Origin of the sequence: Brevibacterium linens, from assembly GCF_003999335.1 — a bacterium.
In the GTDB taxonomy this organism is placed as follows: domain Bacteria; phylum Actinomycetota; class Actinomycetes; order Actinomycetales; family Brevibacteriaceae; genus Brevibacterium; species Brevibacterium linens.
The window spans coordinates 1,016,145-1,029,429 of record NZ_CP026734.1 but is presented as its reverse complement, the minus strand read 5'-3'; the positions used below and the strand labels follow the sequence as shown (position 1 = coordinate 1,029,429).

Annotated in this window: 13 protein-coding genes; 2 read left to right on the top strand and 11 right to left on the bottom strand. The window is 66.8% G+C overall.

Going from position 1 to position 13,285, the window contains the following annotated elements; translation table 11 throughout:
• The 8 genes from CXR29_RS04395 to CXR29_RS04360 all read right to left on the bottom strand — a co-directional run bounded on the left by CXR29_RS04395 (position 1) and on the right by CXR29_RS04360 (position 7,618).
• The gene (locus tag CXR29_RS04395; protein WP_127364013.1) at positions 1-501 is read right to left on the bottom strand and encodes a PH domain-containing protein; all 501 of its coding nucleotides are present in this window, start codon (positions 499-501) and stop codon (positions 1-3) included.
• Positions 498-959, bottom strand: coding sequence for a DUF3180 domain-containing protein (locus CXR29_RS04390; protein WP_101555687.1), 462 nt, complete (start codon positions 957-959; stop codon positions 498-500). Before CXR29_RS04390 ends, CXR29_RS04395 begins: the two co-directional genes overlap by 4 nt.
• 28 nt (positions 960-987) lie before the next feature.
• Positions 988-1,884: a 2-amino-4-hydroxy-6-hydroxymethyldihydropteridine diphosphokinase gene (gene folK, locus CXR29_RS04385; RefSeq protein ID WP_127364012.1), complete on the bottom strand. Its 897-nt coding sequence runs from the start codon at positions 1,882-1,884 to the stop codon at positions 988-990.
• Positions 1,881-2,759: a dihydropteroate synthase gene (folP, locus tag CXR29_RS04380; RefSeq protein ID WP_101555689.1), complete on the bottom strand. Its 879-nt coding sequence runs from the start codon at positions 2,757-2,759 to the stop codon at positions 1,881-1,883. Before folP ends, folK begins: the two co-directional genes overlap by 4 nt.
• Before the next feature lie 24 nt (positions 2,760-2,783).
• On the bottom strand, positions 2,784-3,407 hold the full coding sequence (gene folE, locus CXR29_RS04375; RefSeq protein WP_127364011.1) for a GTP cyclohydrolase I FolE: 624 nt from the start codon (positions 3,405-3,407) through the stop codon (positions 2,784-2,786).
• Positions 3,407-5,569, bottom strand: a complete 2,163-nt coding sequence (ftsH, locus tag CXR29_RS04370) for an ATP-dependent zinc metalloprotease FtsH (protein ID WP_101555691.1) — start codon at positions 5,567-5,569, stop codon at positions 3,407-3,409. The genes folE and ftsH overlap by 1 nt, the downstream gene beginning before the upstream one ends.
• A 178-nt stretch (positions 5,570-5,747) precedes the next feature.
• Positions 5,748-6,299 carry a hypoxanthine phosphoribosyltransferase gene (gene hpt / locus CXR29_RS04365; RefSeq protein ID WP_101555692.1) on the bottom strand — a complete coding sequence of 184 codons (552 nt, stop codon included), beginning with the start codon at positions 6,297-6,299 and terminating at the stop codon, positions 5,748-5,750.
• A gap of 47 nt (positions 6,300-6,346) precedes the next feature.
• Complete coding sequence (locus CXR29_RS04360) at positions 6,347-7,618, bottom strand: MFS transporter (protein ID WP_101594600.1); 1,272 nt, start codon at positions 7,616-7,618, stop codon at positions 6,347-6,349.
• Between the two features lie 116 nt (positions 7,619-7,734).
• Here CXR29_RS04360 and CXR29_RS04355 point away from each other — a divergent pair, with 116 nt between their 5' ends.
• On the top strand, positions 7,735-9,009 hold the full coding sequence (locus tag CXR29_RS04355; RefSeq protein ID WP_101594599.1) for an amidohydrolase family protein: 1,275 nt from the start codon (positions 7,735-7,737) through the stop codon (positions 9,007-9,009).
• Positions 9,010-9,012: 3 nt separating this feature from the next.
• Here CXR29_RS04355 and tilS read toward each other — a convergent pair whose 3' ends face one another.
• From tilS to dacB, 3 genes are read right to left on the bottom strand one after another with little or no spacing between them, the layout of a single operon-like run.
• Positions 9,013-10,035, bottom strand: a complete 1,023-nt coding sequence (gene tilS / locus CXR29_RS04350) for a tRNA lysidine(34) synthetase TilS (protein ID WP_241241588.1) — start codon at positions 10,033-10,035, stop codon at positions 9,013-9,015.
• Positions 10,022-11,038, bottom strand: a complete 1,017-nt coding sequence (locus tag CXR29_RS04345) for a zinc-dependent metalloprotease (protein ID WP_101555696.1) — start codon at positions 11,036-11,038, stop codon at positions 10,022-10,024. Before CXR29_RS04345 ends, tilS begins: the two co-directional genes overlap by 14 nt.
• Positions 11,035-12,516 (bottom strand): D-alanyl-D-alanine carboxypeptidase/D-alanyl-D-alanine endopeptidase, encoded by a 1,482-nt coding sequence (dacB, locus tag CXR29_RS04340; protein ID WP_241241587.1) that lies wholly within the window; start codon positions 12,514-12,516, stop codon positions 11,035-11,037. The genes CXR29_RS04345 and dacB overlap by 4 nt, the downstream gene beginning before the upstream one ends.
• 108 nt (positions 12,517-12,624) lie before the next feature.
• Between dacB and CXR29_RS04335 the strand changes: the two genes are divergently transcribed.
• On the top strand, positions 12,625-13,113 hold the full coding sequence (locus CXR29_RS04335) for an inorganic diphosphatase (RefSeq protein ID WP_127364009.1): 489 nt from the start codon (positions 12,625-12,627) through the stop codon (positions 13,111-13,113).
• The last annotated feature ends 172 nt before the right edge of the window (positions 13,114-13,285 follow it).

Genomic DNA, 13,285 nt, shown 5'->3' with positions numbered 1-13,285 from the left:
TCACAGTCCGGCGAGATTGGCCTGGCCGAGTCCGGCGAGGCTGTCGCGCAGGCGATCGGCTTCGGCGCGGGGCAGTCCGGGGATCGTCGCGTCGGTGGCGGCCGACGCGGTGTGGAGTTTGACGGTGGCCAAGCCGAACATGCGGTCGATGGGGCCGGCGTCGACGTCGACGAACTGAAGTCGGCCGTAGGGCACGACGGTGGCGCGGTGGAACATGATGCCGCGGCGGACGAGCAGGTCGTCTTCGCGTTCGGCATAGCCGATGGCACGCGCCTGCCGAAGGATGATGATCGTCGAGATGATGCCGTAGACGGTGACGGCGATCCAGGCCAGGTGCAGCCAGGGCATCTCGGAGGTGAAGATGATCGCGACGACCAGACCGGCGATGAGCAGCGGCACGAGCAGAGTCATTGAGGCGAGGACCTCTTTCAGCCCGTACTTCGGGCTCACCCGGTTGAAGGGCACATCGGCTCCGATGGAGAAGAAGGGGTCGCGGTTCATGCTGTTTCGGCTCCCGGCGGGTCTTGGGGTGGGATCTCGCAGAATCCCTCGACGATCATGCCGACGATCATGAGCACGGCGGCAGAGATCATTGCGACAAGCATACCTGCGGCCAGATCGTTGCGGATCCCCGGAGCCGACAGGAAATAGTACCCGGCGTTGCCGAGATACCAGCCGGAGAGTCCGGCCCCGGTCAGAGCGCTGGCCTTGGCCATGATCGCCACTCTCGCCGCTTGGATCGGGTCGATCTCCTTCGTCCGGTCCCCGTCGTTCCACTTCTTGATGGGCCAGCCGAGCATGAACAGGATGACGGAGAGGACGAGCATGCCGATGACGGCGAACCAGGGCAGGCCCGGCAGTGAGAACCCTTGGCTTTCGAGCACCACGTCGACCACGATCGCGAGCACCGTGCCGATGACGGCCCACACGGCGAGGGTGGACGAGGAGGTTCTCTGCATGCTTCCCAGTCTCTCAGATCGCGGGCGGTTATCCAAAGGTGATCCGGGAGATGTCCTGGTCGTCGAGTTCGGCCAGAACCGCGCTGAGGGGGCGCCGCCCCCGAGGGGTGTCGATGAGTGTGTCTCCGACGAGCTCGGCCCAGGGGGCGAGCACGAAGGCGCGTTCATGGGCGCGTGGGTGCGGCAGGGTCAGCCGCGGGGTCCGGCGGTGCTGCTCGGCGTCCTCGCCGCCGACGCGGATGAGGTCGATGTCGAGGGTGCGCGGTCCCCACCTGAGTTCGCGCGTGCGCCCGCAGGCGACTTCGATTCCCTGTGCCACCGACAGCAGCTCGAGTGCCGGCAGCGTCGTGGTCACGAGCACTCCGAGGTTGAGGAAGTCGTCCTGGTCGACTCCGCCCCAGGGCGCGGTGCGGAAGAGTGAGGACCGGCGGGTGACGGTGATGTCGGGATGCCGGTCGAGGGCGGCCACCGCCTGGTCGAGGGTGTCCGTGGCATCGCCGAGGTTCGCCCCGAGGCTGAGATACGCTTCGGTCTCCCCCGCGTCTGCGCCGGCAGCACGGTGGCGCTCGACGCGGATGCGCACATCGTCGAAGGTCCGCTGGATCGGGGCGGAGGGTTTGTGGACGACGACTTCGACGTGCTCGCACAGGCTCAGGCAGTGGTCGGCGATGCGGTCGGCCAGCGTCTCGATGAGGTCGAAGGTGTTGTTCTCGACGATTCCGGCGACGTCTTCGGCGAGTTCGCCGTAGTGGATCGTCTCGGCGAGGTCGTCGGTGGCCGCGGCACGTGCGACGGAGGTGTGCAGGGTGACGTCGATGACGAAATCCTGGCCTTCGCGTTTCTCGAAGTCGAACACGCCGTGGTTGCCGCGCACCGTCAGCCCGCGCAGTTCGATGCGGTCGGGGGTCGCCTCGGCGCCGGTCATCGCCCGTTGTCCTCCGTGTCGAGGTTCGCGGCAGGGTTCGCTGCTGCGGAGTGTTCCCGGACCGCGGCGATGACCTTGCACGCGACCGCCGAGGTGGCCGGATCGTGGACGCGGACCGCCCAGGCGCCGGCCTGTGCGGAGATCGCGGAGATCGTGGCCGTGGCCTGATCCTTCGCCGCCTGTTCGGCCTGCTTCGGGTCATCGGGGCTGAGCAGGGAGGCGATGAAGCGCTTCCGGCTGGCGGCGACGAGGAGCCGATGGTCGAGGGCGGCGAATTCGTCGAGCGCGGCCAACAGCTGCCAATTGTGTTCGGCGTTCTTCGAGAATCCGAGGCCGGGGTCGACGATGATGTTCGCAGGTTTCACGCCGACGGCGATGGCTTCGTCGATGCGGGTGCGCAGTTCGGCCATCACCTCGGCGACGACATCGTCGTAGTGGAAGGTCGCCGAGGCCTGATCGAGGTAGCCGCGCCAGTGCATGAGCACGATGGGGGCTCCGGACTCGGCGGCAACGCTGAGCATGGTCGGATCCGACTGTCCGGCAGAGACGTCGTTGATGATATGAGCCCCGGCTGCCAGGGATTCTGCGGCGACGCGGGCGCGCATCGTGTCGACGCTGATGACTGCTCCGGCGGCGGCGAGCTCACGCACGACCGGCACGACTCGGCGCAGCTCTTCGGCTTCGTCGACGCGGGCCGATCCCGGACGCGTCGATTCGCCTCCGACGTCGATGATGTCGGCACCGGTGGCCATGAGTTCGAGGCCGTGGGCGACGGCCATGTCGTGGTCGAACCACAGTCCGCCGTCGGAGAAGGAGTCGGGGGTGACATTGAGGACGCCCATGATCTGCGTCGTCTTCGCTGCTGAGAGATCCATCGCTGGGTGATCCGTGTTCTGGCCTCAGCGGCCGAGGATGAGACTCATCGCTTCTGCCCGGGAGGCGCTTTCGCGCAGCTGCCCGCGCACGGCCGAGGTGATCGTCGAAGCTCCGGGCTTGCGGACTCCGCGCATGGTCATGCACAGGTGTTCGGCCTCGATGACGACGATGACGCCCTGCGGTTCCAGATGGTCGACTAGCGCATCGGCGATCTGCGAGGTCAGGCGTTCCTGCACCTGGGGGCGACGAGCATAGATCTCGACGAGGCGGGCCAGCTTCGACAGCCCCGTGACTTTGCCGTTCCTGCTCGGGATGTAGCCGATGTGGGCGACTCCGTGGAAGGGCACGAGGTGGTGTTCGCAGGTGGAGTACAGGTCGATGTCGCGGACGAGGACGAGCTCCTCGTGGCTGATGTCGAAGGTGACGCCGAGGACTTCGGCCGGGTCGCGGTGGAGCCCGGCGAAGATCTCCTCATAGGCGCGAGCCACTCGGCCGGGAGTCTCGAGCAGACCTTCCCGGTCGGGGTCCTCGCCGACGGCGATGAGGATCTCACGCACGGCAGCGGCGATGCGCTCCCGGTCGACCTTGTTCTCCTGCCCCGAGGGGGCAGGGCCGAGGCCGGCGGAGACCTCTTCGATATCGGCCATCAGTCGTTGTTCCCTCTGTCCTCGTCCGTCTCATTCTTCGCCGGTCCCCCGGTTCCGGGACCGCCTGCGCCGGATCCTCCGGTCGGGCCGGTGGGGCCGTTCGGGTTCTCGGGTCCCGGCGGGTTGTGCGGGACATGGGGTCCGCTGACACCGGTGGGTCCGGCTCCGGGGATGTCGGTGGTGTCGACCTCGGCGCCGGTCGAGCCGTCACCGTCGCTGCGTTCGCTCAGCGGTGCGGGCGGTGCGATGGGACCGCGTTCGGACACGGGGCGATCGTCGTGGGCCAGCCACACGTCGCGGGTGGCGCGCTTGACGACGGGGGCGAAGATCTCTTCCAGGGCGGCCTGGTCCAGCGTTTCGCGTTCGAGCAGCTGGTAGGCGAGGTTGTCGAGCACATCGCGGTTGTGCGTCAGCGCCCAGTAGGCGTCGGCGTGTGCGGAGTCGATAAGACCGCGGACCTCGCGATCGATCGAGGACAGGGTCGAATCCCCGTATTCGTCGCCGCCGCCGTAGCCGCGTCCGGCGAAGGGTTCGGATTGGTCGTCGCCGATCTTGACCATGCCCAGCTTGTCGCTCATGCCGTACTGGGTGACCATCTTGCGGGCGATATTCGTCGCCTTCTCAATGTCGTTGCTGGCGCCGGTGGTCGGATCGTGGAAGACGATCTCCTCGGCCACGCGCCCGCCCATGGCATAGGCGAGCTGGTCGAGCAGCTCGTTGCGAGTCGTCGAGTACTTGTCTTCGCTCGGCAGCACCATCGTGTAGCCCAGTGCGCGTCCGCGCGGGAGGATCGTGACCTTGGTGACGGGGTCGGTCTGATTCATGGCCGCGGCGACGAGGGCGTGTCCGCCCTCGTGGTAGGCGGTGACGAGGCGTTCCTTGTCGTTCATCAGTCGGGTCCGCTTCTGCGGGCCGGCGATGACGCGGTCGATGGCCTCATCGAGGATCCGGTTGTCGATGACCTTCGCGTTCTCTCGTGCGGTGAGCAGGGCCGCCTCATTGAGGACATTGGCCAGGTCCGCGCCGGAGAATCCGGGGGTCCGCTTCGCGACCTGGCCGAGGTCGACCTCGTCGGCCAGCGGCTTGTCGGCGGCATGGACCTCGAGGATGTGCTTGCGGCCCTTCATATCCGGGGCCTCGACGGGGATCTGCCGGTCGAAGCGGCCGGGACGCAGCAGCGCCGGGTCGAGGACGTCGGGGCGGTTGGTCGCGGCGATGAGGATGACGTTGGTCTTGACGTCGAATCCGTCCATCTCGACGAGCAGCTGGTTGAGAGTCTGTTCGCGCTCATCATGCCCGCCGCCCATTCCGGCGCCGCGCTGGCGGCCGACGGCGTCGATCTCGTCGATGAAGATGATGCACGGGGCGTTCGACTTCGCCTGTTCGAAGAGGTCACGGACTCGGGAGGCACCGACGCCGACGTACATCTCGACGAAGTCGGAACCGGAGATCGAGTAGAACGGGACTCCGGCCTCACCGGCGACGGCCTTGGCCAGCAGGGTCTTGCCCGTTCCGGGCTGACCGTAGAGGAGCACGCCCTTGGGGATCTTCGCTCCCACGGCCTTGAACTTCTCCGGTTCGGCGAGGAACTCCTTGATCTCCTCGAGCTCCTCGAGGGCTTCGTCGACTCCGGCGACGTCGGTGAAGGTGACGTCCGGGTTCTCCTTGTTGACCAGCTTCGCCTTCGACTTGCCGAAGTTCATCATCTTCCCGCCCGACATCTGCGAGATGAGGAACCAGAAGACGACGAAGATGATGACGAACGGGATGAGCGTGCCCAGCAGCGACATCAGCCAGCTCTGCTTGGGAACCTCGTCGGTGAAGCCCTTGTCCGGGGCGGCGGAGTCGACGGCTTTGACGACCTGCTCGCCGCGCTGTTCGACGTAGAAGAACTGGACTTTCTTGCCGAAGTCCTTGTCGTCGACTGTGTAGTCGTCCTTGAGAGTGAGGTCGACGCGCTGGTCCTTGTCGACGATCTTGGCCTGTTCGACCTTGTCGTCTTTGAGCAGCTGCAGACCCTGTTCGGTGTCGATCTGGCTGAACCCGGACTGGCTGAACAGCAGAGCACCGATCGATACGACGAGCAGTGCCAGGACGATCCAGACCAATGGGCCCTTCGTCGCCTTGTTCAGCAGGGGGCGACGTTTGTTCGACTCGGCCATAAGTCCTCTCAGGAAAAAGATGTGGGCAACCGTTTCAGGCTACCGAGGCTGCCTGGGAACATCCCCCACAGCCTAGTACTTCGCACCCCGATAGCCCGAATGCGGACCGGATCTGTTCCGTCACAGTCCCCGGAGGCGGCCCGGGTTCGCCGCGGGCGTAAAAAGCGGTGCAGTCGGTTCAGCTGTAGACGTGCTGAGCCAGCGTCGCGACGAACGGCACGTTGCGGTACTTCTCCGCATAGTCCAGGCCATAGCCGATGACGAACTCGTTGGGCACGTCGAAGCCGACGTACCTGACGTCGATGTCGACCTTAGCGGCTTCGGGCTTGCGCAGCATGGTGCAGATCTCGACAGTGGCAGCTCCGCGGGTGCGCAGGTTCTGGATCAGCCAGGACAGGGTGAGGCCGGAATCGATGATGTCTTCGACGATGAGGACGTGACGATCGGTGAGGTCGGTGTCGAGGTCCTTGAGGATCCGCACGACGCCGGAGGACTTGGTACCCGATCCGTAGGAGGACACAGCCATCCAGTCCATGGTCACCGGTGAGTGCAGGGCTCGGGCGAGGTCGGCCATGACCATGACCGCGCCCTTGAGGACGCCGACGAGGAGGATGTCCTTGTCTTTGTAGTCTTCATCGATGGCTGCGGCCAATTCAACGAGTCGTGCGGCTATCTGCTCTTCCGAAACGAGTATTTTTTCGATGTCATTGCCGAGATCGTTGATGTCCACGAGTGTCGATTCTCCTCAGATGCGGGTCCTGGAGGTTCCATTATGGGTCACTTTGCCTCACCGGTGCCAATGGGATCGGATGACGGCGCCAGTTCGTCGTCGACGGCCCCAGGACCGGCCGACAGCCAACCGGTGATCGCCATGAGCACGGAGATGATGACCATGAACCACAGCGGCACCTGCCAGCCGCCGCTGATGCCGAGCAGTCCGCCCACGGCCAGCGGGCACAGTGCGGCGAGCACATAGCCCGACGACTGGACGAAAGCCGAAGTCGAGGCCGTGACCGAGACCTCGCGGGTGCGTGAGGTGATGAGCGCCAGTGCGGCGGGGAAGGCGAATCCGCCGTAGCCGAGCAGAGCCGCCCACAGCCACGGGACGCTGACCGGGCTGAGCAGCAGTCCGGTATAGCCGGCGACGGCACTGACGCCGAAGGAGACGAGGAAGGCCCGTGGGGCGATGGACCGGACGATGATCTGCGGGGCGAGGAATCCGCCGGGCAGACCGCCGAAGGTGACGATCGTGAGCATGATCCCGGCGAGGAAGGGGTCGAGTCCGGCATCGCGGTAGATCTGCGGCAGCCACCCGAACTGGAGGTAGGCGTTGGCCGATTGGAGACCGAAGAACATCGCCATGTACCACGCCTTGGGTGAGGTGACGACCGGTCGCCGAGGCGGTGCTTCGGTCCGTTCTCCTCCGGGCTCGGCCGCCTGGCCGGAGAGGACGGGCACGGATTTCAGGCTCCGCAGCACCGACCACATGATGAGCGCGGAGAAGGGCAGGATCATCCAGAAGCCGAGGCCGAAGCGCCAACTGCCGAACTGTTCGGCCAGGGGTGCGGTGAGCAGCGAGGGCAGCATCGACCCGAGTCCCAGCGAGACGGTGAATGTCGTCGCGCCCAGGGTGGGCCGGTGTGGGAAGCGGGACTTGACGTAGACGGGCAGGATGACGTTGCCGATCGACATTCCGGCCAGGGCGAGGACCGTGAGCAGAGCGAAGGCGACCCATTCGGTGACGATGGCGCGCAGACCGATGCCTGCGACGATGAGGGCCGCACTCATGGCCAGAGTCGCGAACAGACCGAGTCGCTTGAGCAGGGGCACGGCGATGATGCCGCAGACGGCGAACACGAGTCCCGGCAGAGCGGTGAGCAGACCGGTCTGCCATTCGGCCAGGGAGAATCCGTCGCTGACCTCGGAGAGCACGGGGCCCAGCGAGGAGGCTGCCGGCCGCAGTGAGGCGGCGATGAGGACGAGGCAGGCCAGGGCCAGACCGTCGAGGCCGCGGGAGCGTCGGAAGCCCTGCTCGGGCGCAGTCGTCATGGCGTCATCCTTTCAGACAGCTGTTGTCGCCGAGCACGCGGGTCGCGGCCCCACGGAGGCGCGCTGCCCGGCACGATCTCCGATGGTATACCGCCTGGCGGTCGTAGGCTGGGCACATGATCCTTGTGAAGAATGTGCGCCTCTTCCCACGCACCCCCGATGCTCCCGCCGTCGATGTCGAGATCACCGAGGGACGAATCTCTCGCCTCTCCCCCGCTGAGGATGCCGCCACCGAGTCCGCGTCACCGACGACCGGGCCGACGCCGACCGGGGCCGAGGTCATCGACGGTGCCGGGCGGATCCTGCTGCCGAGCCTCGGCGATGTCCATGCCCATCTGGATTCGAATCGGATGGGCCAGACGTTCCGTCCGCACACCGCCGACGGCACTCTGCACGGGTACATCATGAACGATCGGGAGAACTGGCGAGCCGGCGAGCGCAGCGTCGCCGATCAGGCCGCTTTTGCAATCGCGAGAATCGTCGCCTCCGGCGGCACGCGCATCCGTTCGCACGCACAGGTCGACGCCGACTGCGGTCTCGAGCGCTTCCACGGGGTCAAGGCCGCACTCGAGGCGCATGCCGATGTCCTCGACTTCCAGATCGTCGCGTTCCCGCAGGCGGGTATCGTGCGGGAACAGGGCGTCGAAGAGCTCCTCGATGCGGCGCTGGCCGACGGCGCGGACCTCGTCGGCGGACTCGATCCGCTGCTCTACGACCGGGATCCGGTCTCCCATCTCGATGTCGTCTTCGGCCTGGCGGACAAGCACGGCAAGGGCATCGACATCCACCTCCACGAGGCGGGCACCGCGGGACTCTTCACGCTCGAGGAGATCGCCGCGCGGACCCGAGCCGCGGGCATGGCCGGGCAGGTCACGGTCTCGCATGCGTTCGCACTGAATACGAACCCGGAACCCGAGGTCGCCCGGATCCTCGATGTCCTCGCCGAGGCGGGAGTGGCCCTGACCACGGTTGCCCCGGCCAAGGGTGCGCTGCCGCAGGCGCTCATCCGCGCCCGCCGCGTGGCCCTGGGACTCGGTGAGGACGGTCAGCGGGACTATTGGAGCCCCTATGGTGACGGCGACCTGCTGCGCCGGACCTGGCAGCTGGCGTTCACGAACGGGTTCCGTGCAGACGCAGATATCGAAGGCTGTCTCGATATCGCCTCCCGCGGAGGAGCTCAGGTCATGGCCGGTGATCGCCCCGACGGTTCGGCGCTGGTCGACGATTCCCGGTTCGGTCTGGCCGTGGGTGCTCCCGCCGACTTCATGCTCGTCGACACCGACACGGTCACCTCGGCGATCATGGACTGCCCACGGGACAGGGATGTGTTCAAGGCAGGTCGGCTCATCGCCTCCGGCGGCGAATTGGCAGGCGGGCCGCGGCTGAGCTGAGCCTCAGCGGGCCCTCGCGGCCGGCTGGAACACGGCCTGCCCGCCTCCGACGACGACTTCCATGTCCCCGGGCAGGGACAGTCGACCGCGCCTGCGGTCGCGGATGAGGGCGCAGAGTTCGGCGACTCGGACCGCTCCGAGGTTCTGTCCGGGCACGCCGAGTGAGATCACCCAGTCGCGTACGACCCGGCTGAGCACGGCGTCGTCGAGTGCGGTGAAGACCTCCACCGGCACCGAGGCGGCTGCGCGGACCTGCTGCCCTGCCGCCTCGGCGTGGGCATCGATGAAATCGGCATCGGCGCGGCACAGGTCGGCGGTGCGGGCGAGGTTCGCGGTGATCGGCTGGCCGAGTTCGGCTTCGAGTCCGGCCAGCAGCTGCCGGGCCCGGACTCGGGTGAACGCGGTGTCGGCGTTCATCGGATCGTTCCAGATCTCAATGCCCTGGGCCCGGCAGGACGCTTCGGTCTGGTCTCGGTCGAGGCCGAGCAGGGGCCGCATGAGGCGACCGGCCAGCGGGCTCATCCCGGCCAGGGACCGGGTGCCCGATCCGCGCATGAGGCCGAGCAGAACGGTCTCGGCCTGGTCGCTGCGGGTGTGGGCGGTGAGGATCCAGTCGGCTTCGGCCGCCGCCCGAGCGGTTTCGAGGGCGGAATAGCGGGCGGTGCGCGCCGCGGCCTCGAGGCCTTCCTCGCCGGCATCGATGCTCACCCGCATCACCTCGGCGGGCATGCCCCAGGATTCGGCGGTGGCGGCGACCCGGTCGGCCACCTCGGCGGTGACGGTCTGCAGGCCGTGGTCGACGGTGACGGCACGGGCACGGACCTCACCGCGACGATGGAGAAATGCGGTCGCGTGGAGCAGCGCCATCGAATCCGCTCCCCCGGACACCGCGACGATGAGGCCCGGTGCGGACGCTCCTGCGTCCGCGAGTGCGGCACGCACGGCAGTGCGGATGGCGGCACTCGCCGGGTCGAGGGTCGGCCGCCTCGGCGAGGCTGCGTCGCGCGGCCCCTCAGCCGTGGACACGGTCGAGCCAGAGCTGCGGATCGTGGATCTCCGCCGTGCGGGGAAGGTTCGCGGGTTCGGCATAGATGCGGGAGAAGCCCTTCTGTCCGACCTCGCGGCGGACGGCCCGGACGAACTTCGCCCCGTCCCGATATTGGGCGAGTTTGAGGTCCATTCCGAGCAGATTGGTGAGGAAGCCGCCCTGACTCGCGTCACGCCGGGCCTCGAACTTCCGGCGCAGCCGGCGCACGCTCGGGATGACTCCCGCGCCCACTTCGTCCATGACGACATCGGCGTGGCCTTCGAGCAGGGACAGGATCGCGGTGGCCTCGTCGAGTGCGCCGCGCATGTTCTCGTCGCGGATGAGGTCGATGATGCTGGCCTCGCCTTTGACGATGCGCCCGAGGGTGGCGAAGAGGTCGACGATCCCGCCGACTCCGGGCATCGTCAGTCGGGTGGACACGGCCCCGGAGAGCAGGGTGCGCATATGGTCGCGCAGCCAGGGCGCCGTCGCGAACTGCACTTGGTGGGTGGCTTCGTGGAGGGCCACCCACATGCGGAAGTCACGCGGATCGACGTCCATGGCCTTCTCGGCGATGAGCACGGCGGGGGCGACGAACATCAGCCGTCCCGTCTCCACCGCGAAGGGGTCGAACTGGCCGAGCACGCGGGTCGACAGGAGCGAGAGCACCCCGGCGACCTCGACGGCACCGGCCATTGCGGTGGCGGGGCTGACCGGGGCGGGCAGGGCCGCCTCGTCGAGCATTCCGTTGACGGACTGCGCATTGGCTTTGACCCAGCTGACCTGGTCGAGGACGAGCACGGAACCGGCGGCGAGCCGCCCGCGCACAGCATCGGCGTGCTCCGGCGGCAGCAGGAACGAATCGAGGACGAGGTCCTGAGCCGTCAGCGCATTGTCCTTCATGCCCTCGACGAGTGTCTCGAGCACACCCGGTTCGGGGACCTTCGCCGCGGAGACGAGCTCACGGGCGGTGCGGGCGGCGAATCCCTCGTCGATGATCATCGGCAGCCGCAGTTCGCGAGGGCTGTGACGATATCGTCCACAGTCTTTTTGGCTTCCAAGATCTTATCCTTATCCACATCGTCGATCTGGATGGAGAATACGAGGTAACGTCCCTCCCCGTCGAGCACTCCCCCGGCCAGAGAAGTCACGGTCGACAGCGTTCCGGTCTTCGCATGCACCACCCCGGAGGCATTCTTCTCGTCGAGGAAGCGGTCATGCAGGGTGCCGGTGAGTCCGCCGACGGGAAAGTAGCTGACGAGCCCGGCCAGAGAGTCATTGGCGACGACCGAGGCCTGCAGGACGGTCGTGAGATCGTGTGGGGCGATCCGGTTGTCATAGGACAGCCCCGATGTGTCGACGAGGTGGGTGCGCCCGAGATCGACGGAGTCGCCGAGAGCCTCCAGGACCGCCTTCGGACCGTTCTCCAGGCTGCCGTCCCTGCCTTGGGCGATGGCAACCTCATTGCCGAGCACCTCAGCGACGACGTTGTCGCTGTGCACGAGCGCGTATTCGACGATCTCGGAGATCGTCGCCGACTCCACCCGGGCGAGTTCCATCGGGTTCTCGGACGGCGTCTCGGTTTCGGACTCGTCGGCCTCCGCGGTGACGGTGATCCCGGTCTTCTTCAGCTCTTCTTCGAAGATCGAGAACGCGTCCTTGGCGGGGTGCTCGCTGCGGCCGCGCCATTCGGCGTTCGTCGATCCGATGTAGGCGGTGTCGACCATGATCGGCCGGATCGGGGTGATCACGCCCTTGGCGATATCGGACCGGGACCACCCGGAGTCGAAGTCCTCGCCGACGTAGCGGCTCGTGTCCAGGTTGAGGGCCACCTCGGTGATGTTCTGATCTTTGAGTGCGTCCGCGGTGTCCTCGGCCAGGGTCCGCAGGCCGGCGTGCCCATTGACCGAACCGGGATCGGAATCTCCGGCCGACAGGAGCACATCGCCTCCGGCGGTCAGCGTCAGGGTGTGCGTGTCCGCATCGAAGTCCGTCGTCGTCGCCAGGCGCGTCTGCCCGCCGATCGCGGACAGGGCGGCGGCCGCGGTGAGCACCTTCGTCACGGAGGCGGGAGTGCGCGGCTTCGTCTCGTCCTTCGCGTAGAGGACGTCGTCGCTGATCCCGTCGCGGACCTCGAGGCCGAAGCCGGTGACCTTCGACTCCTTGAGGACGGCATCGATCATCTTCGGGATCCGTGTGGGCACAGGAGCCGAATCGTCGACCGCCGAGGCGGGAGCGGGCACCTGCCCGGCGTGAGCCTGCGGGGTGGGCACGGTCTGGACCTCGACCTGGGGGTCGGTGGTGAGCACACCGGGCAGACCGGGCACGAGGTCATAGGCATCGACGGCGACATAGGCGCCGAGGGCGAGGACGACGGCACCGGCGGTGATCGCACCGCCCCTCTTCCGCCGCGATCTTCTGCGTTCGCGGCGGGGGGAGCCGGAGTCCGACGGATTCGGCGGCGCATCGGTGTCGTTCAAACGCAGGCTCTCATTCCTCGACGACCGTGGGGTGGTCGCCGTCGGTGGGCGGTGACGGGGGCTTGTACCATCTATTCTAGTGATGCACCCCTAACGTGAAGGAGCACTATGGAACTGCTGGCCACAATCGAGATCCCTCAGGGGTCCCGCAACAAGTACGAAGTCGATCATGAGACCGGTCGGGTCAAGCTCGATCGCTACCTCTACACCTCGATGCAGTACCCTGCCGACTACGGCTATATCGAGGACACTCTCGGCAACGACGGCGACCCTCTCGATGTGCTCGTACTGCTGCCGGAGCCGCTGTTCCCCGGTGTGCTCGTCGACATCCGCCCGATCGGCATGTTCCAGATGGAAGACGAGGCCGGCGGCGACGACAAGGTTCTCGCTGTCCCCGCCGGAGATCCCCGTTGGGACTCCTACACCGACATCTCGGATGTGGACCAGTTCATGCTCGACTCGATCGAGCACTTCTTCAGCCGGTACAAGGATCTCGAACCCGGCAAGTACGTCAAGGGGTCGAGCTGGGCCGGTCGCGAAGCCGCCGAGGCCGAGATCAACGCCTCCATCGAACGTCTCAAGGCCGAGGGCCACTGAGCCGACTTCGCCTTCTGTGAAGTGCTGAAGTCTCAGCGCGAAGCGATTCTCTCTCGACCGCCCGGATGATCTCATCCGGGCGGTTTCGCATGTTCCTCTACCGTTGCCCGAGCGTGACGACCATCACGATTTCTTAGGTGACCCTAAGGGGCAGTGTGAGCCAGGTTATGCG

Bases quoted from the DNA above. Each gene is read 5' to 3' on its own strand.
- CXR29_RS04390 (WP_101555687.1), bottom strand. From the start codon at position 959: ATGCAGAGAACCTCCTCGTCCACCCTCGCCGTGTGGGCCGTCATCGGC.
- folK (WP_127364012.1), bottom strand. From the start codon at position 1,884: ATGACCGGCGCCGAGGCGACCCCCGACCGCATCGAACTGCGCGGGCTG.
- folP (WP_101555689.1), bottom strand. From the start codon at position 2,759: ATGGATCTCTCAGCAGCGAAGACGACGCAGATCATGGGCGTCCTCAAT.
- CXR29_RS04345 (WP_101555696.1), bottom strand. From the start codon at position 11,038: ATGATCATCGACGAGGGATTCGCCGCCCGCACCGCCCGTGAGCTCGTC.
- CXR29_RS04335 (WP_127364009.1), top strand. From the start codon at position 12,625: ATGGAACTGCTGGCCACAATCGAGATCCCTCAGGGGTCCCGCAACAAG.
- CXR29_RS04395 (WP_127364013.1), bottom strand. From the start codon at position 501: ATGAACCGCGACCCCTTCTTCTCCATCGGAGCCGATGTGCCCTTCAAC.
- CXR29_RS04355 (WP_101594599.1), top strand. From the start codon at position 7,735: ATGATCCTTGTGAAGAATGTGCGCCTCTTCCCACGCACCCCCGATGCT.
- folE (WP_127364011.1), bottom strand. From the start codon at position 3,407: ATGGCCGATATCGAAGAGGTCTCCGCCGGCCTCGGCCCTGCCCCCTCG.
- ftsH (WP_101555691.1), bottom strand. From the start codon at position 5,569: ATGGCCGAGTCGAACAAACGTCGCCCCCTGCTGAACAAGGCGACGAAG.
- CXR29_RS04360 (WP_101594600.1), bottom strand. From the start codon at position 7,618: ATGACGACTGCGCCCGAGCAGGGCTTCCGACGCTCCCGCGGCCTCGAC.